The organism is Sphingopyxis sp., from assembly GCF_035686825.1.
In the GTDB taxonomy this organism is placed as follows: domain Bacteria; phylum Pseudomonadota; class Alphaproteobacteria; order Sphingomonadales; family Sphingomonadaceae; genus Sphingopyxis.
Genome location: NZ_DASRYZ010000007.1, coordinates 484,331 through 503,348 on the forward strand (window position 1 = coordinate 484,331; position 19,018 = coordinate 503,348).

A 19,018-nucleotide genomic window follows, 5' to 3' on the forward strand; every position below is an offset into this window, starting at 1 on the left:
TCTCTGCCTTGGACGCAGCACGAGGCTGTTCGGTCTGGCAGGACCTCGGTTCGCCTGCCCTTCGGCAAGGGCGTGAAAGGGACCGGCTTATCTGGCGCGATCTTCACCGGTGCGGGCTGGTTGTACAGTCGTAATGCAGTCAGCCTTTGGCCACGACCAGACCCTTGTCCGGGCGCACTTGAAAACACACACCGTCAGCCCCATCTTCCATACATCGCCGACTTCGTTTCTGCATGTCGGCGCCTGAGAGACGATCGCGCTCCCGCAAAAGGGAGGCGTACGTGGATCTCAATCAACTCCTTTATCATCACCAGATGGCGCTGTTGGCGGTAAGCCAAGCGCGGCGCGACGGTCATCTGCTGCCCAACTTCGATCTGCCACGCTATTATGCGAAGCGCATCGATCAATATCGCGAGCGCAGAGGGCTAATTGACTGCTTCGCGGCATTGACAGACGGTGCGTCCGGCGGACCCAGGGCTGATCCTCCGATTTCGGCGGCTGCGACGGATTATCCCATGTTCGTCGGCGACACGCTGATCGCCGAACTGCTCGTCAACGAGGCGCTCGCCATGACCGAGGAGGAGCGCGCTTCCTACGCGCTCGACGACGTCGTCGGCCGCTTGGCGGATATCCAGGAGGATATCTGGATCATCGGCCGCGATATCTACCGCGCGCTCGGCCTCGATGAGGAAAAACTCGCCGCGCTTGCGGCAAAGCTGCCGGTCCCGCCCGATCTGCACCGGGAAGGCGCGGTGGCTTTCCGGTCGCGGTCCGAAGAGGGCATCGAACATCTTTACGTCGAGCAGTTCCGGGTCGGACAGTTTCGATATTCGAACATCGAGGATGCACGCGCCGCCCTCGCTCGCCAACGCGGGGGCGCCGGTCCGACAAGGGAACAAGCCAATGACGCCTGATCCGAAGCAAACCCGCGCCGTGCCGGCGAATATGCGTACGAACCCGTTCCGGCGACATCGCAAGGTGCCGCCGCTCGCTCTACACGACGCACAGCGCCAGGGCGCCATAAGCGCCCTGGCCTTCCAGCTCCTCGGTGGGCGGGACCCGGCAGTCGATTTCCTCAACACGCAAAACGACCCGTTGGGCGGGCGGCCGATCGCCATCGCGACCCAAAGCGACGCGGGTTATGCGAGCGTCGAGCGGGAGATCCGTTCGCGGGCCCTGTCGAGAAGCGAACCCCATGCCGGATAGCCGGGAGCTCGCGAACCATATCGTTCGAAGCTGGTTCGAATGAGAGCTCGATGGCCTCGCGCGCAAGGTCATTCTCGTCGTCGAAACGGATCTTCCGATGCAGCCCGACGAAAGCGGTTATGACCCGATCATTCTCGATGAGCTGCGGGCCGTGGCGATCGCAAGGTCGCGTGCGTCCCCCCGGGCTATCGATCGCATCCGCATCGTACCCATTCGCTACTAGCGCTTTCCGACGAGAAGGCTGGATTCATCCGCCCATGGCCGATTATGAAATCATCGCAGTTCGCGAAGGGGCGGGTAACGGCCGGACGCATCATATCGCTGCGGTGAAAGTGGGAGACAGCCTGTTTCTTACCGACCAGATCGTCGACTGGATCGGTGCGGGAACCCACCGCTTCTGGATATGGTTCCAGAATGAGGAAGTGGACGTGATTGCGAGGGAGATCGGCACGTCACGGCGCTGTTATCTGACCATCGCGGACGGCGGCTTCCCGCCCATCGCCTTGCTATCGCTGCCGCGGGTCTGAGGTCTTTACCGGGCGAAGCGGGCTAAGCCGTCATTCTTTCATTCCGGGTTCGAGGGCAGGAACGGACGATCGACTGCTGCGCGTTTCCGATCATGGACGCCCGTCTTGGCTGCCCATCATCCTTCCGCCGTTTGAAACGGCATCGTGCCGGTCACACCCCGCCGCATCATTGCAGAGTGGGTTTGGGAGTGTAGCCGTTCTTGTGCTCGGTCGTGTCTGGAAGACGTCGCGCGGGATCGGGATGAGGCGGTAGGTCCGGCTCGGGTTTCACATAGCCTCCTTTGCCAGGCCCCTTCCTGCTATCGGTCATCGCAATCTTATCCATGCCTCCTCCTCCCATCTGCTTGCTCTCGGATTTGTCCCGGCCCAGGCCCGGTCCTATGCCCATGAGCCGGAAGAACGCGCCGACAGGGAACAAAGCGGCGCCCATCATCCGATGCCGGGTGCGGGTCCGCTATAACCGGCAAAGTCGGGCGGGAGCCCCCGGCTCTCGCGGAAGCGGTTGATACGCGTCACATAATGATGGGCCAGATTGAAGCCCGCGAGGGCCCGCCCCTCCTGCCGCGCACGGTTGGCGGTCATCAGCGCGATCTGATGATGGTGGAAGAGCTGGTTCATATCCATGATAAAGTCCTGAATGGAGCAAGTCCTCAACCGCTGTTGAGGAACGAAAGCCTGGGGCGTTCCCTGTCTCAAGGGCGCGGATCGGGCATCTCGAGCCGCCGCCGCACGACTTCTTCGAGCTTGCCGGCAGCCGCCGCCGCCATATCGGCGAGGAGCCAGGGAACGGCGCTGAGGTTGTTCTGTGCCGTGCAGCCAATGGCTTCGAGAAGAATCTTCTCGATATGGTCAGCGAGAGTGAGGGCCCGCAGCGGGTTGGGCCGCGTTATAAAGATATGGGGATGCAGCGTCTCGAGCGCGGCGCGAATGATCTCGCGCTGTTCATATGTCGTGATCTGCGGTTGCGGCGGGCCGGGCATGACAGGCTCGCTCGACCCCGCCATCTCAAATGACCCGAAGGTCGCTCATGCGAGACACCGCTGACGCACCGCCTCTGCTAAACGGTCCTTCTCGGCGCGCGCCTCTTCGGACTTCTGCTGCCTCGACGCCATGGCGTGCCATGCGGCCGCCGAGCGAAGGTTGCGATCGCGCACTTCCGTCAGGTCGGACGCGGCGGCGTCGGCCTCGCAGCGTTCGGCCTGCTCGCGACAATGGTCGCTCGTTGTGTTTGCGGCCATGCTGCTATCCTTTCGATCAGTCGATCATGTCGGCGATGAGCCGCCTGAGTTCGCGCCGCGAGAGTGTCGACGAGCGGCGCGCTCGCGCGCGCGTCTGCATCGGCTTTCCGGCGATCGGCAGAGCGGAGAGGCTCGGGAAGATACTGTTATTCTGAAACATATTGGTCTTCTTGAATTGAATGTCAGCGCCGCTTGCTGGCGGCGCCGGGACTGCCAGGTCCGCGATCGCGATAGACGATGCGGCCCTTGGTCAGATCATAGGGTGTCATTTCGACGCGCACTGCGTCGCCGACGACCGACCGGATGCGGAAACGCCGCATCCGGCCCGCCGTGTAGGCAATCAGCCGATGGCCATTTTCAAGTTCGACGCGAAAGCGCCCGTCGGGCAGAATCTCGTCGATCATGCCCTCGAAGGTGAGGACCTCTTCCTTGGCCATCTGAAAGCGTCAGGCCGCTTCGAGGTTCACGGCCGAAACCTTGCCGTCGCGGCCGGTCTCGAGCTCGTAGCTGACCCGCTGGTCTTTATTGAGGGTCGCCATTCCGGCGCGCTCGACCGCGGAGATGTGGACGAAGCTGTCGCCCGAACCATCCGCGTTCGCGATGAAGCCATAGCCCTTGTCGGAGTTGAAGAATTTGACGTTGCCGATCGGCATGGATGTTTCCTTTCACGAAAACAGGGTACCCGCCGGCAAAAACACCGGCAGAGCTGGAAGCGTGAGAAGGGAAGAATCGCCCCGAGAGGGGTATCAAAATTCCGTCGCAGGCGACGTTAGCAATCGACATATGGGCCGAGACCTTGAAAAAGTCAAGAATTTCTCGGGTTTTCCGCAAGGGCGTGGGCGCCCGGTGATTGTCGAGCGATTTGTCGCCACCATATTTGCCGGGTTGGCGAACGCCCGATAGCGACCGGTCGCCTGCGGCGCCGGCCCAGGCGGTCCCCGGAAGGTGGCAATCGGGTCGCCGGATTGCAGGCAATGCCGGCGCGGGCATGGGAATGGGGTCAAGCTTCACCATATCGATCGGGATCCATCGCATGCAACTTGTCACGGGTTCGCGAATTGATTGCCGACGGTGCCGTGTACACGGGTGCGAACGCTTCGGTCTCGCTTTTGTGATGCGCATCCCGAGCCGTCCGCATGCGGCGGACGTCATGCTGGAGGCGGCCACGATGCCGCGATATTTTTTCGACATTCGTGACGACGACACGACGATCGACAGCGAGGGCATGGAATTCGCCGATACGCATGCCGCGATCGCCTTCGCCTACAAGGCCGCGCGCGAAATCGCCGCCGAGACCGCGGTTGCGGGAAGGCTCGTCACCGGGCACCGGATCGAGATCGCCGACGCCGATCATCGCTTGATCGACACGGTGACGTTCGGCGAAGCGGTCGGCCTTGATCTGTAACGATCGCTTCAGCCTGTGGTGGGGCGCGCGATTCCGGATAGCTCATGCCGCGGCGGCGAGGCGCGTTGTTCGTCTTTCAGCGACGCCGACCTGCCAATGTCGCGCGGGTTTCCAAATGGATCGGAGCTGACGCTTTCGGATCGAAAGAGCAGGGCCGCTCGCTGAATAGCGAGCCCGGCTTCGCCAAGATGGAGATAATGCGGGTCGAAGCAGCCGATGGCAGCGAGCGCGGAAAAGTCGGGAACGAGCAGACGGCGTTCGCCAATCTCGATGGCCGCTCGCCGGCGCAGATGCTGTATCGTGCGATTGACGTGCACCGACGTTAGACCGGTGGCATCCGCCATCTGGCTCTGCGTGAGCGGAAAGTCGCATTCGCCGCCGCGCTTGTCGGCATGTTGCCGTACATAAAGTTCGCAGAGCAGATGGGCCACCCGCTCGAGCGCATTGCGTTGACCGATGCTCGTCATCCATTCGGCCTGAATGGCCGACGAGACGATTTCGCTCCAGCTCAAGACCTGGGGAAGGTGCGGACAGGCGGCGAGAAGGTGCGAGGCCTCGTCGCGGCCGATCTCGGCGACGGTCGCCCGGCTCGCGACGGCGAGACTGCTGGTGGTTCGCATCACCGTGAAAAGATCGAGGTCGCAAATCTGACCCGGCAGGAAAAAGGCCAGAATCTGACGCCTCCCGTCGGCAAGCTGCCGATGTTTCTGTACCCATCCCGAAAGAACGACATGCAGCGAACGCGGGGCGTCGCCCTCACGGACGAGGTCATAGCCCTTCGGAAAGTCCTTGGCGTTGCGGGCGAGGCTCGTTTCCCAGCGGGTTCGCTCGCTCGCGGGGAGCACCCGGTTGAGGATTTCATGAAACGGCATCGCAGCTCCTCACAGAGTATCTCGATATGCATTTCGTCGGCTTGGCAGTCCGCCCGGCCACCCGCGGCGGAAGAAATTTCCGCCTGTCCGAACGCCTATGGCCACGACAAGGTTCAACAGCGCACCGGAGCGGCGAGCGAAATCCAACCCATTTCTTCCGCTCATTCAGAAGCGTTGCGCGTCGGAAAACCCCTCCCCGATACGGGGCAGGGACCGTTCATCCCTGACAATTGGCCCGAAAGCAGATCGCCTGCATCCGGCCATATTTCTCAATGGCGCAAGCTTTTTCGGTCCAAATCCTTGAGAACCGCGTCCCAGAAAGCAATCTCTTGCTCATTACCGCGATCGCGCGCCCAGCGAACCTGCCGCTCGACCAGAAACTGTGCCTCCTTCCCGTGCCGCAGTTTCAGTTCCGACGCGCAATTCCGAACACTCTGGCCAGAGAATGGCATAGCGGATCTCCTTTTAACCTCTCCTTCGGCGGTCCGTGAACGAGTGAGGGCGGCGGGCTTCCCGCCGCCCTCCATGTGTCAGAAGTCCATCGCCGGCATCGGCGCAGCCTTCTCATCCTTCGGCAACTCGGCGACGAGTGCCTCGGTCGTGATCAGCAGCGAGGCGACCGACGCCGCGTCCTGCAGCGCGGTGCGCACGACCTTGGCGGGGTCTATGACGCCCGCCTTGACGAGGTCCTGATATTCGCCGGTCGCGGCATTGAAGCCCCAGCTATAGTCGCCGCTCTCGAGCAACTTGCCGACGATCCACGCACCATCTTCGCCGGCATTGTCGGCGATCTGGCGCGCCGGCGCGCGCAGCGCCCGGCGAACGATGTCGATGCCCGACTGCTGGTCGTCGTTCGCGGCCTTGAGGCCCTCGAGCGCCTTCAGCGAGCGAAGCAGCGCGATGCCGCCACCCGGAAGAATGCCTTCCTCGACCGCCGCGCGGGTCGCGTGGAGCGCGTCGTCGACGCGGTCCTTCTTCTCCTTGACCTCGACCTCGGTCGCGCCGCCGACGCGGATCACCGCGACGCCGCCCGCGAGCTTGGCAAGCCGCTCTTGGAGCTTTTCACGGTCATAGTCGCTCGTCGTAGTCTCGATCTGCTGGCGGATCTGCGCGACGCGGCCGTCGATGTCCGACTTCGCGCCGACGCCATCGACGATCGTCGTATTATCCTTGTCGATGACGACCTTTTTGGCGCGCCCGAGCATGTTGATCGTGACGCTCTCGAGCTTGATGCCGAGCTCTTCGCTGACGACATTGCCGCCGGTGAGCACCGCGATATCCTCGAGCATCGCCTTGCGGCGATCGCCGAAGCCCGGCGCCTTGACCGCCGCGACCTTGAGCCCGCCACGCAGACGGTTGACGACGAGCGTCGCGAGCGCGTCGCCCTCGACATCCTCGGCGATGATCAGCAGCGGCCGTCCCGACTGCACGACGCTTTCGAGCAGCGGCAGCATAGCCTGCAGGTTCGACAGCTTCTTCTCGTGGATGAGGATGTAGGGGTCGTCGAGTTCGACCTTGAGCTTCTCGGCATTGGTGATGAAATAGGGGCTCAAGTAGCCGCGATCGAACTGCATGCCCTCCACCGTTTCGAGTTCGGTCGCGAGGCTTTTGGCTTCCTCGACGGTGATCACGCCCTGGTTGCCGACCGTCTCCATCGCCTCGGCGAGGATGCGGCCAACCTCTTCGTCGCCATTCGCCGAGATGGTCGCGACCTGCGCGATCTCGCTGTTTGCCTCGACCGACTTCGCATGTGCCTTGAGGTCCTCGACGACTTTGGTCACGGCGAGATCGATGCCGCGCTTGACGTCCATCGGGTTCATGCCCGCGGCGACCGCCTTAGAGCCTTCGCGCACGATCGCCTGCGCGAGCACGGTCGCGGTCGTCGTGCCGTCGCCGGCCTTGTCGTTCTGCTTGCTGGCAACCTCACGCAGCATCTGCGCGCCCATATTCTCGAACTTGTCGGCGAGCTCGATTTCCTTGGCGACGGTAACGCCGTCCTTGGTGATGCGCGGTGCGCCGAAGCTCTTGTCGATCACGACGTTGCGGCCCTTGGGGCCCAGCGTGACCTTCACTGCATTCGCAAGCGTATCCACGCCGCGCAGCATGCGATCACGCGCGTCCGACGCAAATTTCACTTCCTTGGCAGCCATTTGTACCTCCTTCTTGATGTCCTTTCAGTTGCTGGATGAATGCGGCGTCAGGCCGCCTTTTTGAGCGCCTCGGCCTGCTCGATCACGCCGAGGATGTCGCTCTCCTTCATGATGAGCAGCTCCTCGCCGTCGATGCGGACCTCGGTACCCGACCATTTGCCGAACAGGATGCGGTCGCCGGCCTTGACGTCGAGCGCGGTGACTGTGCCGTCCTCGGCGCGGATGCCCGGACCGATGGCGACGACTTCGCCCTCCTGCGGCTTTTCCTTGGCGGTGTCGGGGATGATGATGCCGCCCGAGGTCTTCTCCTCGGCTTCGATGCGGCGGACGACCACATGGTCGTGCAAGGGACGGAAATGCATGCATAACCTCCATGTTGCATAACGATATGATAAACCGGCGCGCCTGTCCGGGACGCGCGGCGCCGATGAACTAGGAAGCGGATTTTTTCGCTTCAAGAGGTTTGGCGAGAAATTTTTTGGCGCTCGCGATCATCAGAAACAAATCCGCCTTATCAGGGGCGTGCACCCTCTTGACTCGACTCGCTTCGTTTCCAAAATCTGTCTCTGCGGCGCCTTGCCGCACGACGAGAAAGGAATGGCGACAAAGGAAGGAGGCACGATCATGTCCGAGCCATTTTCCCGTTTTCTTCACCCCTTCGACGTGGCGCGCCACCCGAGCCTCGAGCCCGAGGTCAAGCGCGCCCTCCTCGCATTCTGGGCGTCGGACCGCGCGTCGGTCCGCAACAAGCCTGCGCTTCGAAAACCGCCCGGGGCACGGCGCGCCGTGCCGGTCGACGAGGTGCTGGCGGCGCTTCGGTCACTCGACGGCGGCGCGGCGCGCGCGCCATGACCGACCGCGCCCTCGTCGCGCAGCTGGACGGCTATGGGCTGACGACCGCCGAAATTCATTATTACCGGCCCGATCATCCTTCGCTGCTCCAGCTGTACGTCTGGCAGGATTATGACCTCCCGCCGGACTTTCCGGTGCTGTTCGATTTTCTGGCCATGTGGCGGCGTCAGATCGAAGCCGCGCTCCATTCGGTGCGGATCGCGCACGACGCGCTGATCGGACCCGCCGAATGGCGTGCGGCCGATATCGTCCGGGCGATCGACTGACCGGGGGAGGGGCGCTGGTCGCCCGGCAATTTTCAGCTTCTTCTCATGTTTCAAAGAAGCGGGGCCGCTGCTGAACGGCGGCCCCGCAGCATGTCAGGCGTCCTCGGGCGCCTTTTCCTTCGACGATCCGATTCGGCGCGGTTCGGCAGCGTTGCTGCCGATCGCGATCTTGCGCGGCTTCATCGCCTCGGGAATGACGCGGTTGAGTTCGATCGCGAGCAGGCCATCGGCGAAGCTCGCCGCGCCGACCTCGATATAGTCGGCGAGTTGGAAGCGCCGTTCGAAGGCACGGCGCGCAATGCCGCGGTGGAGATAGGTGCGCTTCGCATCCTCTTCGGCCGGCTTGCCCGTGACGGTCAGCTGGTTCTGCTGCGCGACGATCTCGATCTCGTCGGGCTTGAACCCCGGGACCGCGAGCGTGATCCGGAAGCGGTCGTCGGCCTCGCGCACGATGTCGAAGGCGGGATAGCCGTCGGACGTCTCGCCGCGCTGGCCTTTTTCGAGCAGGTCGAAAAGATGATCGAAGCCCACCGTCGAGCGGCGATAGGGGGTAAAGTCAAAGTCGGTTCTCATTTCCAAATCCTCCTGATTGAGCAATTCGGGCATGAGATGCGCCGGTACATAGAGCCGGCGCTCTCTATGTCCTCAGGACCCGGGAAACCCGGCATCCGCAGAAAAATTAGGAAGGCATTTCCCTGTTTCAAGACCCGTCGCCGATACCGGACGGCAACTCGTCGCAGAGCCCGGAACGCCTGCCGCGATCAAGGTGCGGAGCCGCGGTGAGCGGCTCCGCGATGGATCAGGCAACGCGGCTCCCGCCGCTGTCGCTACTCCAGGCAGCGATCTGGCCTTTGACCGCCAGCTTCAGCTTCTTGAGCCGCGCGATCAGGACCTCGTCGGGCCGGCGCTGGCGCGCTTCCCGATCGATCTCGGCTTCGAGGCGGGCATGCTCGCGCCGGAGGTAATCGATATGTTTTCTGGACATCTTCTTCTCCATGCCAAGTTGAGGATGTTGCAGCCCGCTCGGCTGCGGCGCGGATATAGGAAAGGCAGTCGATTGATTTCAATGGGATGCCTATGGCTACACGATCCGTTCGCGACGGGGCCTCCGCTGCCGCTTGGACCATCTTGCGATCATTGCCGCATGCGCATCGTATCAACCTGCGCGCCGGCGCGCACTTTTGTTCTCACAATGACAGGTGAGGGCGATCGCCTCGCCCTTTTTGCGGGACGCGGCCGAGAGCGCGTCCGGCGTGGCTGCCGGGCAGCCCTGTCGCGGTTCGAGGGAGCCGCAGGGCGTGCGGCGCGCGAAGACATCTCCATTCCGGTGCCACCGCGACCGCCGGCGGCGTAATGTCCGCTGATTGGACGCAGCGCGAGGCAGACGCACAAAGCCTTCATTCTATTCGCGGATTTGGGGTCGGCCCGAACCGCTGCTTGCGGGTTATTGCCAATCTGGTAACAATAGCGGTCCGCAATGGATGATTAATAAGCAGTAACCACATTCAAACTGGGGCATATTGCAGTCGTCATTGCAGCCACGGGGGGTGGACTCATGCATGCAATTGTGGGCGGCGTTCCGGAAGACTCGGGCGCGCAGGACAGGGTTCAGCAGATCGAGGCCGAGGTTGGACGTCTGTCGCGCCTCGTTACTCAGTTGATGGCGGAATCGGGCAGCAGGTCCGAAACCATGGGACTTCCCGTGGGATCGCACCGATACGGCAGCCGGCTCGCAGCGGCGCCACTTTCCTTCGATCGCGCCAGGGCGCGGATGGTCAGGGAGATCATCCGCGATCGCCGCAAGCGCGAACAGCGCTTTTCCGCCCATTTGCTGGCTGATCCCGGCTGGGATATGCTCCTTGACCTTTATGCCGCACATTATGAGGGGCAGAAGGTGTCGATATCGAGCCTCTGCATCGCGGCCTCCGTTCCCGCGACGACCGCGCTGCGCTGGATGAAGACGATGGAGGAGGACGGGCATTTCGTGCGCGAGCATGATCCCTACGACCGCCGCAGGGTCTTCATCGCGATCAGCGACGATGCACGCGCCAGAATGGACGATTATTTCGACGACATTGGCGGCTAGTCGCTGAAGTGGCGGCGCTGCAGCGTCTCGATTTCCTCGGGGCTGGTCGTTTCGCCGAGGCGGTCGTTCAGCACCTCGATCGCGGCATTGACCTCATTGGCGGCCATCCGGATCCTGAGGCGATCGAGCTCGGCGAGTGCGAGCTTCAACTGGCTCCTGACCGCCCGGATCGCAATCTTGTTCTGCTCGCTGTCGGCCATGAGTTCCCCTCGCTGCCTCGCTTGTCTGGCGAACGCGGCGCAGCCGCTTAACAGATGACGGGGGATGGGGGAACCGGGATTTAGTTCCCGTTTCGGGGCGATGGTCCGCGGCGGACCATCGACAATTTTACGTCGTCGCCCACCAAGCTTGCCTCGATGAGGCGCTCGTCGGCCATGATGGCGGCAGTCCGGACGATCGTCGTCGCCGGCAGCGCCGTCGCACGGGAGAGCTCGGAAATGAGACTGATGCCGGCGTCCATGCTCTTCATGATCGCCATGGCCCGGAGAAGATAATCCGGCGACGGCTTCTCCCGTTCGGGGTCAAACATTCCGCGTCCGATCACCGGAAGGCGTGCGGCTCCGGATCCATTCGCGAAGGAGCTTGCGGCGCACGCTATGCATATGGGCCGCCGTCACGATCAGAAGAATCTGGTAATAGGACCAGTGGCCCTGCGCGGCGACATAGGCGCGCGGGATGATGTCCGGCGCGATCAGCTTCGCGACATGGGTGATGCATACGATTGCCTGCAAGGCCGGGAGGCAGAGCGTCCAGTAGCGGCGGCTGGCAAGCGATAACCATAGAAATACCCCGAGAATGGCAAAATCGACGAGCCCTACGAGTGCGTTTGCCGACTCATAATATTGGCCCGAATTATAGACCGCGACGATCGTGAGCACCGAACCGCCGACCAGCGTAAGGATCGCGAGACGTGCCTCCCGGTCTCCCGCGTAGAGGATATAGGCCGTTGCGGCAGCTATCAGCGCGATGAAGATATATCCCCAGATCATGGACGGCTTTCTTCTAGGATCGCTCCATGACCCGGGGAGGGAAAGTCAGGCCGCCCGCGCTTCGGAAGCGGCGGCGTTGTCGTCGTTGCGCCCCTGCGGTTCGAGGATCTTGACCGCATCGCCGGTCGCGGTGATGCGGAAGTTCCTGAGGCCGACACGATCCTTGATCCGATCCATTTCGTGATGGAAGGCGACGAGGCTCGAGCGTCCCGTGAACAGCGAAGCGACCGCGCCCTGGATGTGGCCGTAGGCGGCGTCGCCGACCACCGGCGAGAGCTTCGCGGCGGTCTGGGCATCGGGCAGCGAGGTCACAAGGGCTCCGAGTTTCGCGATCGCGAGATCGACTGCGGCCTCGGCTTCGGCGAGATCGGTCGCGACCTTGTTCGCGGCAGCAAGACGTTCCTTGAGCATGCTTATTCTCCCTTCACCGCCTCCGTCAGAAGCGGTCCCCCTCGGCGTATCGAGCAGTCGGGAAAGGGTGGCCAGTCCGTTGACCATCGTACCCACCGCCACGAGAAAGCCGAGCGCGATGGCGAGAATGATCAGGATGCGGCGCCCTGCCGAAAGCTTGTTGATACCCCAAAAGAATGTGGCGAACGGATGGTTTCGCTTGGGCCGTATCTTCCCCCGCCCGGAATCCCGAAGGGAAACCAGCCTGTGAAGTCGTTCGCGGCCATAGTCGTCGGGGCCGTTGCCTTCCCCCGCCGACGACCCCTTGTCGCGTGGATCGGAAGCGTCCGGAATCCCCGAATTTTGAGGCCTCAAAATTGAGGTGTCCTCAAAAGCCCCTGTTTTCGCGCGAGAAATTGCAGCCACATAGATTTGGGCCGCATGGGCGCGATTATTCGCCTTCAATTTGCTGCACGCCGAGCGAATCCGGTCGTCGACGGTATTGGGTTTGACGTCGAGTTGGCGTGCGATTTGTTTTGAGGATTGCCCTTCGGCGACGAGGAGCAAACAGGCGCGTTCACCGGCATTCAGTCGGTCTATTCCGGAGCCCGGTATACCCGGTTCTTCATTCATTATGCCTGACCCCCACGCACAGTCTCCTGCTCCTATACGTTGGTCCCTCCTGTCACTTAAGCGGTAGTTAAGGCGGTCGAAACCATTTTTTCTCCTCGTTGCCGCAGCTTAAATTTACCGGGCTGTTTTGTCTCGGTGATTCAGGTTTCCGTAACGCAAAGCGGGTTTTGGCCCGCCATGCGCCGGGACCGTGGTTGTCGGCTTCCGAGATCGGCGACCTTGCCTCGATGTCGTGAAGATGCGTCGCGGCGATGCGGTGGGGGGCATCACAGAGCCGATTTCCGGTCCTCGGCGACAACTGCTGCGCTTGGGCACTGGCGGCGGCGGCGTCCATCAGAGGCTGCGTCCCGCCCTGAGGTCTCGGCCCCGGCTCGCCGAACCGCCGTCGTCGCTCTTCACGCAAAGCCGCCCGTCATGGTCTTTGCTTAATTCTCGGCGATTGTTTCGTCGTCGATCGCCGCCGCTATCATTCGCTCCCAGACCGCCGCGTCGCCTGCGGCGGCCATCCGGCCGCTCGGTTCGCGGAGCGTGCGCAGGATGGCGAGCGCCACGGGCGTATAATCGGGCCAATGCGCGTTCACCGCCTCGCCAGCCGAGTGCATATCCCCGTCGGCATTCTTGCTGAGGTCATGCGCCGCGAGCACGCGCGCGATACGCTCGACCGGTGCGGTCGCGGCAACGTCCCAGTCTTCGCCCGCAGTCATCGTCCGGTCTTGAGATAGGCGCGGACATGACCGGCGTTATTGCCGACCGCGTCGACGGCTTCGCGCAATTCGGCTTCACTCACGCCGAGCGAATTCGTCCAGTCGCGAACCTCATAATCTTCCGAGAGACTGATGCGATCGCGATCGGGCGAACCGATGTTTCCCTTGTCGTCTGCCATGAACATGTTCCCTTTTGTCCTCGCACAGCGAAGCCGGGTCGCGCGGGAGCGGCGACCCGGCCCAGCGAGCGCAACCAGGCGCGCCCGTCTGTCGTGCTGGCGATCAGCGGTTCTGGCGATCTTCGTCGTCTCGGCGGGTCGGGTTGCCGCCCTGATCATCGTCTTGATCCTGCCCGGGCTGACGCCGGTTCGGGTCCTGCTGTTCCTGCTGGCGATCCTGGCCAGGGTTCTGGTTCGGCTGGTTGCCGCCCTGTTGGCTGTTCTGCGCCATAATGGCCTCTCCTATATTGACGAGCCCGGGGATGGGCATCAGGAAGACGCAGGGCGTTTTCCAATTGTTCCCGGAAAATCATCATCTTAACATAGGTTATGCAAATAGGTTCGAGGCTGATCGAGCGCCTCCGCCGCGGAACCAATTCCCTGTTCGCGGCGTTGAATACGGCATCCGGCATGGATGGATTTGGCGGCCCCGCCGAAGCCTTGTTGCGCGAGCAAACAGGGCATGCGGGGGCTCGCCCCGACGGGAGAATTTCGATGTTCAGATGGGCTATTATTTTCGCGGTCGTCGCGCTCGTTGCGGCACTGCTCGGCTTCGGCGGGATCGCCGGCCTTTCGGCTGATATTGCCAAAATCCTTCTCGTAATCGCTGCTGTGCTGTTCGTCGTCGCCTTCCTCTTCGGGCGGGGCCGCCGCACGCTCCCCTGATTGCTTGACCCCCACGGGACGGGCACTCCTCCGCCCCGACCCCTGCCTGATGCCGGCGACGTCACCGTTGCCGGCATCCGTTTGAGGAGGCTTCCTCGTGTCGGCCGGCCCGAAAGGCGCAAGTGCCAAGCTTCACGAGCATCCTCCCGTCATCCCTGACCGACGCTATTTCGGGTGAAGAGGCGGCTGGCAGTCTGTGCTCGCTGTACCCCAGCAACCATCGCGCAACATTGCTATGATCGCGCCACCAACTGCCCGATATACTCGTCAAGCGTCGTATCTCCCCGGACGGGTCTTTCGTCGTTATCGAACCCGCAGTCGAGGCTCACCGCGGTCATCCGGGCATAGGAACTTGCGGCCGAATCCGAAAAGCCGAGTTCGCGATAGGCCGCCTCCCACTGGTGGCGCGGCGTTACCACGACCTCGACCGGCCGGCCGAGTGCCTTGGCGAAAGCCTGCGCCACATCGTTCGACGAATAGCGATCGGGACCTTCGATATAAAGGACCCCGCCCTCAGCGGGCGGCGACAGCATCCGGTCCGCCGCCGCCCTCCCCAGATCGCGCGGTGCGGCCATGGGAAGCGCGAGATCGGCAGGGTACATCGTCCGCAGCTTTCCGGTGTCGCGAACCGGACCCAGCTGCTCGTCCCAATTGCTGAAATAGTAGGGCGCGCGGTTGATTGCCGCAGGAATGCTTTGGCTGCGAACGCCCTCTTCGAGCTCCCACAAGACATTGAGGTCGCCGATACGGTCGCCCGGCTGCGCTCCGGCGGTCGATTCAACGACGATTTTCTCGAGCCCGGAATCGGAGAGCGCGGCGAGGATATTGGCGGCCGTGCTCCGCTCCACCTTGTCGGTATCGGTCTCGATGCCGGCGGGCGGGTTGAGCACGAAGGCGCGGCGGCCGCGCTGAAAGGCCGCGCGCAACGATCGCACGTCGTTTACGTCCGCTTCGATGATCTCGGCTTTCGTGTCGCGCCAGCTATCGGCGTGGGCAGGATCGTGCGTGATGATTCCGACCGGTTGGCCCCGCGCGAGGAGCGTCTCCGCCACCGCGGATCCGACGTGGCCCGTGGCGCCCATGACAATATGCATCGATCTTCTCCAATCGACGATGCCAACGGATCATCATGCCCATGGTTTCCGGGCCTTGGCGGCACGTCGAACTTTGCCCGACCGGTAACGGGCTGGCCTGTGCATCTAGCCGGACAGTTTGAAACCTGCCCTGTCGCGCATTTCGCGCCCAGCCCGTCCGGGCGATGACCGGCGAAGCCACGTGGATGGAAGGCTGGGTCACCGGCGGATTGGCCTCCGATGCAACCAGCGCCGATTGGTGCGGGTTGAGGGCAGGGCAGGTGGATCGGCAGGATGTCGTCGGCGATCGAAGATCGCATGTCCGCACAGGGAACCCCTGCGAAATGGCGCAGCCGTGATCGGCCGGTCCATCATCGAAGGAGCGAGACGATGACACTCGGGAACGAGCTATACGAAATCGAAGAGGGCTTCTGGCTCGAGGGGAAGGAGCATTTCCTCGATCATGTCGATGAGAAATGCCTGCTTGCCTTTCCGCAGATGGGGGAGATGCACGGCGTGCATTCGCGCGCCGAAGTCGCGGCAACCGCGACCAGCGCCAACCGCTGGCAGGGCCTCACGATGAAGGATCGTCAGCTTCTGGAGGCCGGTGAGGATTTTGCGGTCATTAGCTACCGGGCCGAGGTGACGCGCGCGGATGGCGAACCCTATGCCGCTTTGGTGAGTTCGGCCTACCGGCGTCGCCCGGACGGTTGGAAGCTCGCCTTTCACCAGCATTCGCCGGTCTGAAGGCGGCTATTTGGCTTCCTTGATCGGAATGACGTCGCCTCCTTGCTCGACCGCGACGTCTGCCGCCTCGATCATCCGGTCGTGCTCGGCGAAGACGCGCTCGATTTCTTCGCGCTTGTCGAATAGCAGCTTCGCGACCCCCGCGGTCATGCCGCCTTCTTCGCCCACGCGGCCGAGAACGCCGGCGAGATCGGCGAGCGTCGCCTTCTCGGGCGTCGAGTGCAATCCTCCCTTGTCGTCGCGATAGGCGGTGCATTCGATGGCCATGGGGTCCTCCGGGAAATGCCGATCCGCCGATACTACGCGCGAGCTGGCCGAACGCTCCGCCATGGGCGATGGTTGGACGGCGCGCTAACTTGATGCTAGGATGTGCGGAGAAAATGGAGTCGCACCCATGGGAGCCAGGGCCGAACACGACCTTTGGGGACAGGCGCTCGCCATCGAAAATCAGCATGGCGATCGCGGACCGGATGTCCTTGCCGAGAGAGTCAGGAAGCTGCGCGAAGCCGGAGACCCGGCCGAAGCCGATTTCTGGCTGGAGGTGGCAGCGTGCCTGAACGACCTCCATGCCATCCGCCTCGATGGGCGTGCGATTAAAAAACCTTCCGCCCCGTCGGTCACGCGCCGGTCGTCGAACTTTTCCGGAATCCCCGCGATCCGGGACTAGGCTTGCTGGGGCCTTATTTCGAAACCCGAGACATCGTCATCCGCGGACCACAGGCGCGCGAGGTCCTCGGCACAAGCTTCGTCGTAACCGCCGACAATCGCGCTGAAGCTTTGTTTGTCGCCGTCGAGTTCCTGGTCGATCGTTATGAACTTGAGCTCCATGCTCGCGAGCAGGTCCCTGAAGGCGGACAGCGTCATCGCGGTGCCGCGTCGATAGCTGGCGCGGACATGGGCGATGCGACGCTGCGGGGCGTAGCGTTCGGTGATCGAGACCGCCGCGAGCACCACGAGCGTCGCGCCCGCGCCAAAAACCGCGAGCTCGTAGAAGCCGATTCCGAACAGCATGCCGAGGGTCGAAGTCGTCCAGAGCGAGGCTGCCGTGGTCAGCCCGCGAACATTGAATCCTTCGCGAAAGATGACGCCACCGCACAGGAAGCCGATGCCGGTCAATATTCCGTGCGCCATGCGCACCGGATCGATGCGGATCACCTCTATCGGGGCGTCGTTGAGCCATGCCATCTGATGCACCGCCGAGAGCATCAGCAGGCAGCAAGACAGGGCGACGAGAATATGCGTGCGCAGCCCGGCCGGGCTGGCCCGATATTCTCGTTCGGCACCGATAACGGCGCCGGCGAGCGACGCGCCGAGAACGGGCACGATGAGTTCGGACGTGAAGAATTCCATATTCTGTTACCGCGCGGCACAGCGGTTGGTTCCCCGGCTAGGACAAGAGGCGCCTGTCGGGATCGGGCCGGAATGGAGCCGATTTGCGGGTCGGGCGTTTTCCCGCCATGTACCGGAGCGACGAGTTTTTCACGATTGCCGAGCAGGAGCTTCGGTTCGTGTGCGACCTGATCCAGAGGATCGATTCCGGCGCACTCGTGCCCGTAGGCCTCGATCGCGAGCGCTCTGTCGCGTTTCTCGCCGAGGTCGCTGGAGGGCGGAAGCGCCTCCTGACGCGGCTCCATCCTTATGCAGCGGATAGTGACAAGGCCTGGACGGGCTCACCCATATAAGCGCGACCCGAGAGTTCCGTCGGTAAATCCGGATATGACGGTGCGTCTTCGGTGATCGGATGCGGGCGGCGCGGGCGGCAGTGTCGCCTCCTTCATCGCGATGTGTAGCGCCTATCTGAATTGGCGTTGCGCGCAGCTTCGGTCTCAATGCGGCGGCTGAAGCGCTTCGCGGTCGGCGCGCGTTCGCAACCCAATCTTCCGGCAACCGTTTTGCTGCCGATGGCCAAACCTCCGGCAGTTCCACCTCCCCGCAAGGGCATGCCGAGTCCGCGGCTGCGGAAGGCCGAGTTCCTGTCGCGCTATCTCGAGCAATTCATCGACGATGGGTTCGACGAGGTGCGCGGGCAGCTCGATCGGGTGGCCGAGGTCGCGTGGCAGGCCTATCGCGACGAGCGCAAGAGCCCGCATACGGTGAAGGCAGGCAAAGGCTTCGCCGATCCCGATTACGACCTCTCGGTCGATTGGCTTCGCGCGCGCGACGCGGCGAATGCCGCAAGGGACGAACATGACCGCGCAGACGGCATTTGCCGGATCCTGATCGTGAACGGCTCCCCGCGCTCGGAGCATAGTTGCCCCGGCGAGATGTCGAAAAGCTGGCGGATCGCCGAAATCGCCCGGCGTGTGCTCGATGCCGACGACACCGCGGTCGAGATGCTCGATCTCAGCCGGCTCGCATCGGAATATGGTCGCAATATTCATCCGTGCAAGGCCTGCTATTCGACGTCGGCGGCGCTCTGCCATTTCCCGTGCAGCTGCTATCCCAACCACTCGCTCGGGCAGACGCAGGACTGGATGAACGACATCTATCCGATGTGGCTGCGCGCGCACGGCGTGTTTCTGATCTCGCCGGTGAACTGGTTCATGGCCTCCTCGCCGCTCAAGCTGATGATGGACCGGATGGTCTGCATGGACGGCGCGAACTACGACCCCTCCTCGACGCACGGAAAGGACGCAGCCGAAGCCAAAGCGCTTGAGCTTGCCGGCTGGGACTATCACCGCGAACTCGAAGGCCGGCTCTTCGCGGTCGTGGTGCATGGCGATGTCGAGGGCGCCGAGAATGTGCGCCGCTCACTCTCCGACTGGATGACGTCGATCCACATGGCACCTGCAGGTCCGCGCGCCGAACTCGATCGCTACATCGGATATTTCGAGCCCTATGCCACGAGCCACACGGCATTCGACAAGGATCGCGCCGTGCAGGGAGAGGTACGCAATGCCGCCCGTACCCTGCTCGAGGCGGTTCGTGCGAAACGATCAGGCAAGCAGCTCATCGCCGGCGCGGGGCTTGAGGCGCCACGCGATAAATAGAAACTC

The 19,018-nt window shown here is 62.9% G+C and carries 32 protein-coding genes; 11 read left to right on the plus strand and 21 right to left on the minus strand.

The features are described 5' to 3' along the window. The first annotated feature begins 314 nt into the window (after positions 1-314). The 3 genes from VFG17_RS20130 to VFG17_RS20140 all read left to right on the plus strand — a co-directional run bounded on the left by VFG17_RS20130 (position 315) and on the right by VFG17_RS20140 (position 1,733). A complete protein-coding gene (locus tag VFG17_RS20130) occupies positions 315-914 on the plus strand; it encodes a hypothetical protein (protein ID WP_325031149.1) in 600 nt (199 codons plus the stop codon). Next, a complete protein-coding gene (locus VFG17_RS20135) occupies positions 904-1,206 on the plus strand; it encodes a hypothetical protein (RefSeq protein WP_325031150.1) in 303 nt (100 codons plus the stop codon). Before VFG17_RS20130 ends, VFG17_RS20135 begins: the two co-directional genes overlap by 11 nt. Positions 1,207-1,463: 257 nt before the next feature. Next, on the plus strand, positions 1,464-1,733 hold the full coding sequence (locus VFG17_RS20140) for a hypothetical protein (RefSeq protein WP_325031151.1): 270 nt from the start codon (positions 1,464-1,466) through the stop codon (positions 1,731-1,733). A gap of 429 nt (positions 1,734-2,162) precedes the next feature. Here VFG17_RS20140 and VFG17_RS20145 read toward each other — a convergent pair whose 3' ends face one another. The 6 genes from VFG17_RS20145 to VFG17_RS20170 all read right to left on the minus strand — a co-directional run bounded on the left by VFG17_RS20145 (position 2,163) and on the right by VFG17_RS20170 (position 3,624). Beyond that, entirely contained in the window at positions 2,163-2,357 is a 195-nt protein-coding gene (locus tag VFG17_RS20145) for a hypothetical protein (RefSeq protein ID WP_325031152.1), read from the minus strand. Between the two features lie 68 nt (positions 2,358-2,425). Further along, complete coding sequence (locus tag VFG17_RS20150) at positions 2,426-2,713, minus strand: hypothetical protein (protein ID WP_325031153.1); 288 nt, start codon at positions 2,711-2,713, stop codon at positions 2,426-2,428. Between the two features lie 45 nt (positions 2,714-2,758). Next, a complete protein-coding gene (locus VFG17_RS20155; RefSeq protein ID WP_325031154.1) occupies positions 2,759-2,971 on the minus strand; it encodes a hypothetical protein in 213 nt (70 codons plus the stop codon). Positions 2,972-2,987: 16 nt separating this feature from the next. After that, a complete protein-coding gene (locus tag VFG17_RS20160; RefSeq protein WP_325031155.1) occupies positions 2,988-3,131 on the minus strand; it encodes a hypothetical protein in 144 nt (47 codons plus the stop codon). A 22-nt stretch (positions 3,132-3,153) separates the two neighbouring features. Further along, on the minus strand, positions 3,154-3,408 hold the full coding sequence (infA, locus tag VFG17_RS20165; RefSeq protein ID WP_192648894.1) for a translation initiation factor IF-1: 255 nt from the start codon (positions 3,406-3,408) through the stop codon (positions 3,154-3,156). A 9-nt stretch (positions 3,409-3,417) separates the two neighbouring features. Beyond that, complete coding sequence (locus tag VFG17_RS20170; protein WP_079640318.1) at positions 3,418-3,624, minus strand: cold-shock protein; 207 nt, start codon at positions 3,622-3,624, stop codon at positions 3,418-3,420. A 515-nt stretch (positions 3,625-4,139) separates the two neighbouring features. On the opposite strand from VFG17_RS20170, the gene VFG17_RS20175 reads away from it, so the two are divergent. After that, positions 4,140-4,376 carry a DUF6894 family protein gene (locus VFG17_RS20175; protein ID WP_325031156.1) on the plus strand — a complete coding sequence of 79 codons (237 nt, stop codon included), beginning with the start codon at positions 4,140-4,142 and terminating at the stop codon, positions 4,374-4,376. 8 nt (positions 4,377-4,384) lie between these two features. Here the strand turns inward: VFG17_RS20175 and VFG17_RS20180 are convergent, their stop codons facing one another. The 3 genes from VFG17_RS20180 to groES form a co-directional block, all read right to left on the minus strand. Beyond that, a complete protein-coding gene (locus tag VFG17_RS20180) occupies positions 4,385-5,248 on the minus strand; it encodes a Crp/Fnr family transcriptional regulator (protein ID WP_325031157.1) in 864 nt (287 codons plus the stop codon). A gap of 530 nt (positions 5,249-5,778) precedes the next feature. Continuing rightward, complete coding sequence (gene groL / locus VFG17_RS20185) at positions 5,779-7,398, minus strand: chaperonin GroEL (RefSeq protein WP_325031158.1); 1,620 nt, start codon at positions 7,396-7,398, stop codon at positions 5,779-5,781. A 47-nt stretch (positions 7,399-7,445) separates the two neighbouring features. Further along, positions 7,446-7,760 (minus strand): co-chaperone GroES, encoded by a 315-nt coding sequence (groES, locus tag VFG17_RS20190; protein WP_325031159.1) that lies wholly within the window; start codon positions 7,758-7,760, stop codon positions 7,446-7,448. A 262-nt stretch (positions 7,761-8,022) separates the two neighbouring features. On the opposite strand from groES, the gene VFG17_RS20195 reads away from it, so the two are divergent. Both VFG17_RS20195 and VFG17_RS20200 read left to right on the plus strand, forming a co-directional pair. Then, positions 8,023-8,250 (plus strand): hypothetical protein, encoded by a 228-nt coding sequence (locus VFG17_RS20195; protein WP_325031160.1) that lies wholly within the window; start codon positions 8,023-8,025, stop codon positions 8,248-8,250. Continuing rightward, positions 8,247-8,516, plus strand: coding sequence for an usg protein (locus VFG17_RS20200; protein WP_325031161.1), 270 nt, complete (start codon positions 8,247-8,249; stop codon positions 8,514-8,516). The genes VFG17_RS20195 and VFG17_RS20200 overlap by 4 nt, the downstream gene beginning before the upstream one ends. Before the next feature lie 93 nt (positions 8,517-8,609). On the opposite strand, the gene VFG17_RS20205 is transcribed toward VFG17_RS20200, so the two are convergent. Beyond that, on the minus strand, positions 8,610-9,089 hold the full coding sequence (locus tag VFG17_RS20205; RefSeq protein ID WP_325031162.1) for an Hsp20 family protein: 480 nt from the start codon (positions 9,087-9,089) through the stop codon (positions 8,610-8,612). 226 nt (positions 9,090-9,315) lie between these two features. Continuing rightward, positions 9,316-9,501, minus strand: a complete 186-nt coding sequence (locus VFG17_RS20210; protein WP_325031163.1) for a YdcH family protein — start codon at positions 9,499-9,501, stop codon at positions 9,316-9,318. Between the two features lie 570 nt (positions 9,502-10,071). Between VFG17_RS20210 and VFG17_RS20215 the strand changes: the two genes are divergently transcribed. Then, complete coding sequence (locus tag VFG17_RS20215; protein WP_325031164.1) at positions 10,072-10,602, plus strand: MarR family winged helix-turn-helix transcriptional regulator; 531 nt, start codon at positions 10,072-10,074, stop codon at positions 10,600-10,602. Here VFG17_RS20215 and VFG17_RS20220 read toward each other — a convergent pair. From VFG17_RS20220 to VFG17_RS20250, 7 genes are all read right to left on the minus strand, one after another. Continuing rightward, on the minus strand, positions 10,599-10,802 hold the full coding sequence (locus VFG17_RS20220; protein ID WP_325031165.1) for a hypothetical protein: 204 nt from the start codon (positions 10,800-10,802) through the stop codon (positions 10,599-10,601). The two genes, VFG17_RS20215 and VFG17_RS20220, sit on opposite strands and share 4 nt — an antisense overlap. Before the next feature lie 80 nt (positions 10,803-10,882). Further along, positions 10,883-11,131, minus strand: a complete 249-nt coding sequence (locus VFG17_RS20225) for a hypothetical protein (RefSeq protein WP_325031166.1) — start codon at positions 11,129-11,131, stop codon at positions 10,883-10,885. Continuing rightward, positions 11,124-11,591, minus strand: a complete 468-nt coding sequence (locus tag VFG17_RS20230; protein ID WP_325031167.1) for a hypothetical protein — start codon at positions 11,589-11,591, stop codon at positions 11,124-11,126. Before VFG17_RS20230 ends, VFG17_RS20225 begins: the two co-directional genes overlap by 8 nt. Before the next feature lie 45 nt (positions 11,592-11,636). Further along, positions 11,637-12,614: a helix-turn-helix transcriptional regulator gene (locus tag VFG17_RS20235; RefSeq protein WP_325031168.1), complete on the minus strand. Its 978-nt coding sequence runs from the start codon at positions 12,612-12,614 to the stop codon at positions 11,637-11,639. A gap of 425 nt (positions 12,615-13,039) precedes the next feature. Further along, positions 13,040-13,318: a hypothetical protein gene (locus VFG17_RS20240; RefSeq protein ID WP_325031169.1), complete on the minus strand. Its 279-nt coding sequence runs from the start codon at positions 13,316-13,318 to the stop codon at positions 13,040-13,042. After that, positions 13,315-13,497, minus strand: a complete 183-nt coding sequence (locus VFG17_RS20245) for a DUF3606 domain-containing protein (RefSeq protein ID WP_325031170.1) — start codon at positions 13,495-13,497, stop codon at positions 13,315-13,317. The genes VFG17_RS20240 and VFG17_RS20245 overlap by 4 nt, the downstream gene beginning before the upstream one ends. Before the next feature lie 103 nt (positions 13,498-13,600). Beyond that, positions 13,601-13,768: a hypothetical protein gene (locus tag VFG17_RS20250; RefSeq protein ID WP_325031171.1), complete on the minus strand. Its 168-nt coding sequence runs from the start codon at positions 13,766-13,768 to the stop codon at positions 13,601-13,603. Between the two features lie 263 nt (positions 13,769-14,031). Here VFG17_RS20250 and VFG17_RS20255 point away from each other — a divergent pair, with 263 nt between their 5' ends. Next, entirely contained in the window at positions 14,032-14,202 is a 171-nt protein-coding gene (locus VFG17_RS20255) for a DUF1328 domain-containing protein (RefSeq protein ID WP_325031172.1), read from the plus strand. 233 nt (positions 14,203-14,435) lie between these two features. Here VFG17_RS20255 and VFG17_RS20260 read toward each other — a convergent pair whose 3' ends face one another. After that, positions 14,436-15,296, minus strand: a complete 861-nt coding sequence (locus VFG17_RS20260; RefSeq protein ID WP_325031173.1) for an NmrA family NAD(P)-binding protein — start codon at positions 15,294-15,296, stop codon at positions 14,436-14,438. Between the two features lie 273 nt (positions 15,297-15,569). Between VFG17_RS20260 and VFG17_RS20265 the strand changes: the two genes are divergently transcribed. Then, positions 15,570-16,022 carry a hypothetical protein gene (locus VFG17_RS20265; RefSeq protein ID WP_325031174.1) on the plus strand — a complete coding sequence of 151 codons (453 nt, stop codon included), beginning with the start codon at positions 15,570-15,572 and terminating at the stop codon, positions 16,020-16,022. Between the two features lie 6 nt (positions 16,023-16,028). On the opposite strand, the gene VFG17_RS20270 is transcribed toward VFG17_RS20265, so the two are convergent. Continuing rightward, the gene (locus VFG17_RS20270; protein ID WP_325031175.1) at positions 16,029-16,289 is read right to left on the minus strand and encodes a hypothetical protein; all 261 of its coding nucleotides are present in this window, start codon (positions 16,287-16,289) and stop codon (positions 16,029-16,031) included. Positions 16,290-16,416: 127 nt separating this feature from the next. Between VFG17_RS20270 and VFG17_RS20275 the strand changes: the two genes are divergently transcribed. After that, on the plus strand, positions 16,417-16,689 hold the full coding sequence (locus VFG17_RS20275; protein WP_325031176.1) for a DUF6961 family protein: 273 nt from the start codon (positions 16,417-16,419) through the stop codon (positions 16,687-16,689). On the opposite strand, the gene VFG17_RS20280 is transcribed toward VFG17_RS20275, so the two are convergent. Next, entirely contained in the window at positions 16,686-17,372 is a 687-nt protein-coding gene (locus tag VFG17_RS20280; protein ID WP_325031177.1) for an MgtC/SapB family protein, read from the minus strand. The two genes, VFG17_RS20275 and VFG17_RS20280, sit on opposite strands and share 4 nt — an antisense overlap. Before the next feature lie 590 nt (positions 17,373-17,962). Here VFG17_RS20280 and VFG17_RS20285 point away from each other — a divergent pair. After that, positions 17,963-19,012, plus strand: a complete 1,050-nt coding sequence (locus VFG17_RS20285) for a flavodoxin family protein (protein ID WP_325031178.1) — start codon at positions 17,963-17,965, stop codon at positions 19,010-19,012. Positions 19,013-19,018 lie beyond the last annotated feature (6 nt).

Excerpts from the sequence above, each read along its gene's own strand:
- VFG17_RS20160 (WP_325031155.1), bottom strand. The coding sequence starts at position 3,131 with ATGTTTCAGAATAACAGTATCTTCCCGAGCCTCTCCGCTCTGCCGATC.
- VFG17_RS20265 (WP_325031174.1), top strand. The coding sequence starts at position 15,570 with ATGTCGTCGGCGATCGAAGATCGCATGTCCGCACAGGGAACCCCTGCG.
- VFG17_RS20255 (WP_325031172.1), top strand. The coding sequence starts at position 14,032 with ATGTTCAGATGGGCTATTATTTTCGCGGTCGTCGCGCTCGTTGCGGCA.
- VFG17_RS20140 (WP_325031151.1), top strand. The coding sequence starts at position 1,464 with ATGGCCGATTATGAAATCATCGCAGTTCGCGAAGGGGCGGGTAACGGC.
- VFG17_RS20195 (WP_325031160.1), top strand. The coding sequence starts at position 8,023 with ATGTCCGAGCCATTTTCCCGTTTTCTTCACCCCTTCGACGTGGCGCGC.
- groES (WP_325031159.1), bottom strand. The coding sequence starts at position 7,760 with ATGCATTTCCGTCCCTTGCACGACCATGTGGTCGTCCGCCGCATCGAA.
- VFG17_RS20230 (WP_325031167.1), bottom strand. The coding sequence starts at position 11,591 with ATGATCTGGGGATATATCTTCATCGCGCTGATAGCTGCCGCAACGGCC.
- VFG17_RS20170 (WP_079640318.1), bottom strand. The coding sequence starts at position 3,624 with ATGCCGATCGGCAACGTCAAATTCTTCAACTCCGACAAGGGCTATGGC.
- VFG17_RS20270 (WP_325031175.1), bottom strand. The coding sequence starts at position 16,289 with ATGGCCATCGAATGCACCGCCTATCGCGACGACAAGGGAGGATTGCAC.
- VFG17_RS20235 (WP_325031168.1), bottom strand. The coding sequence starts at position 12,614 with ATGAATGAAGAACCGGGTATACCGGGCTCCGGAATAGACCGACTGAAT.
- VFG17_RS20220 (WP_325031165.1), bottom strand. The coding sequence starts at position 10,802 with ATGGCCGACAGCGAGCAGAACAAGATTGCGATCCGGGCGGTCAGGAGC.
- VFG17_RS20175 (WP_325031156.1), top strand. The coding sequence starts at position 4,140 with ATGCCGCGATATTTTTTCGACATTCGTGACGACGACACGACGATCGAC.
- VFG17_RS20215 (WP_325031164.1), top strand. The coding sequence starts at position 10,072 with ATGCATGCAATTGTGGGCGGCGTTCCGGAAGACTCGGGCGCGCAGGAC.
- VFG17_RS20280 (WP_325031177.1), bottom strand. The coding sequence starts at position 17,372 with ATGGAATTCTTCACGTCCGAACTCATCGTGCCCGTTCTCGGCGCGTCG.
- groL (WP_325031158.1), bottom strand. The coding sequence starts at position 7,398 with ATGGCTGCCAAGGAAGTGAAATTTGCGTCGGACGCGCGTGATCGCATG.
- VFG17_RS20250 (WP_325031171.1), bottom strand. The coding sequence starts at position 13,768 with ATGGCGCAGAACAGCCAACAGGGCGGCAACCAGCCGAACCAGAACCCT.
- VFG17_RS20205 (WP_325031162.1), bottom strand. The coding sequence starts at position 9,089 with ATGAGAACCGACTTTGACTTTACCCCCTATCGCCGCTCGACGGTGGGC.
- VFG17_RS20155 (WP_325031154.1), bottom strand. The coding sequence starts at position 2,971 with ATGGCCGCAAACACAACGAGCGACCATTGTCGCGAGCAGGCCGAACGC.
- VFG17_RS20150 (WP_325031153.1), bottom strand. The coding sequence starts at position 2,713 with ATGCCCGGCCCGCCGCAACCGCAGATCACGACATATGAACAGCGCGAG.
- VFG17_RS20225 (WP_325031166.1), bottom strand. The coding sequence starts at position 11,131 with ATGTTTGACCCCGAACGGGAGAAGCCGTCGCCGGATTATCTTCTCCGG.
- VFG17_RS20285 (WP_325031178.1), top strand. The coding sequence starts at position 17,963 with ATGCCGAGTCCGCGGCTGCGGAAGGCCGAGTTCCTGTCGCGCTATCTC.
- VFG17_RS20245 (WP_325031170.1), bottom strand. The coding sequence starts at position 13,497 with ATGGCAGACGACAAGGGAAACATCGGTTCGCCCGATCGCGATCGCATC.
- VFG17_RS20260 (WP_325031173.1), bottom strand. The coding sequence starts at position 15,296 with ATGCATATTGTCATGGGCGCCACGGGCCACGTCGGATCCGCGGTGGCG.
- VFG17_RS20145 (WP_325031152.1), bottom strand. The coding sequence starts at position 2,357 with ATGGATATGAACCAGCTCTTCCACCATCATCAGATCGCGCTGATGACC.
- VFG17_RS20200 (WP_325031161.1), top strand. The coding sequence starts at position 8,247 with ATGACCGACCGCGCCCTCGTCGCGCAGCTGGACGGCTATGGGCTGACG.
- infA (WP_192648894.1), bottom strand. The coding sequence starts at position 3,408 with ATGGCCAAGGAAGAGGTCCTCACCTTCGAGGGCATGATCGACGAGATT.
- VFG17_RS20180 (WP_325031157.1), bottom strand. The coding sequence starts at position 5,248 with ATGCCGTTTCATGAAATCCTCAACCGGGTGCTCCCCGCGAGCGAGCGA.
- VFG17_RS20135 (WP_325031150.1), top strand. The coding sequence starts at position 904 with ATGACGCCTGATCCGAAGCAAACCCGCGCCGTGCCGGCGAATATGCGT.
- VFG17_RS20210 (WP_325031163.1), bottom strand. The coding sequence starts at position 9,501 with ATGTCCAGAAAACATATCGATTACCTCCGGCGCGAGCATGCCCGCCTC.
- VFG17_RS20240 (WP_325031169.1), bottom strand. The coding sequence starts at position 13,318 with ATGACTGCGGGCGAAGACTGGGACGTTGCCGCGACCGCACCGGTCGAG.
- VFG17_RS20275 (WP_325031176.1), top strand. The coding sequence starts at position 16,417 with ATGGGAGCCAGGGCCGAACACGACCTTTGGGGACAGGCGCTCGCCATC.
- VFG17_RS20130 (WP_325031149.1), top strand. The coding sequence starts at position 315 with ATGGCGCTGTTGGCGGTAAGCCAAGCGCGGCGCGACGGTCATCTGCTG.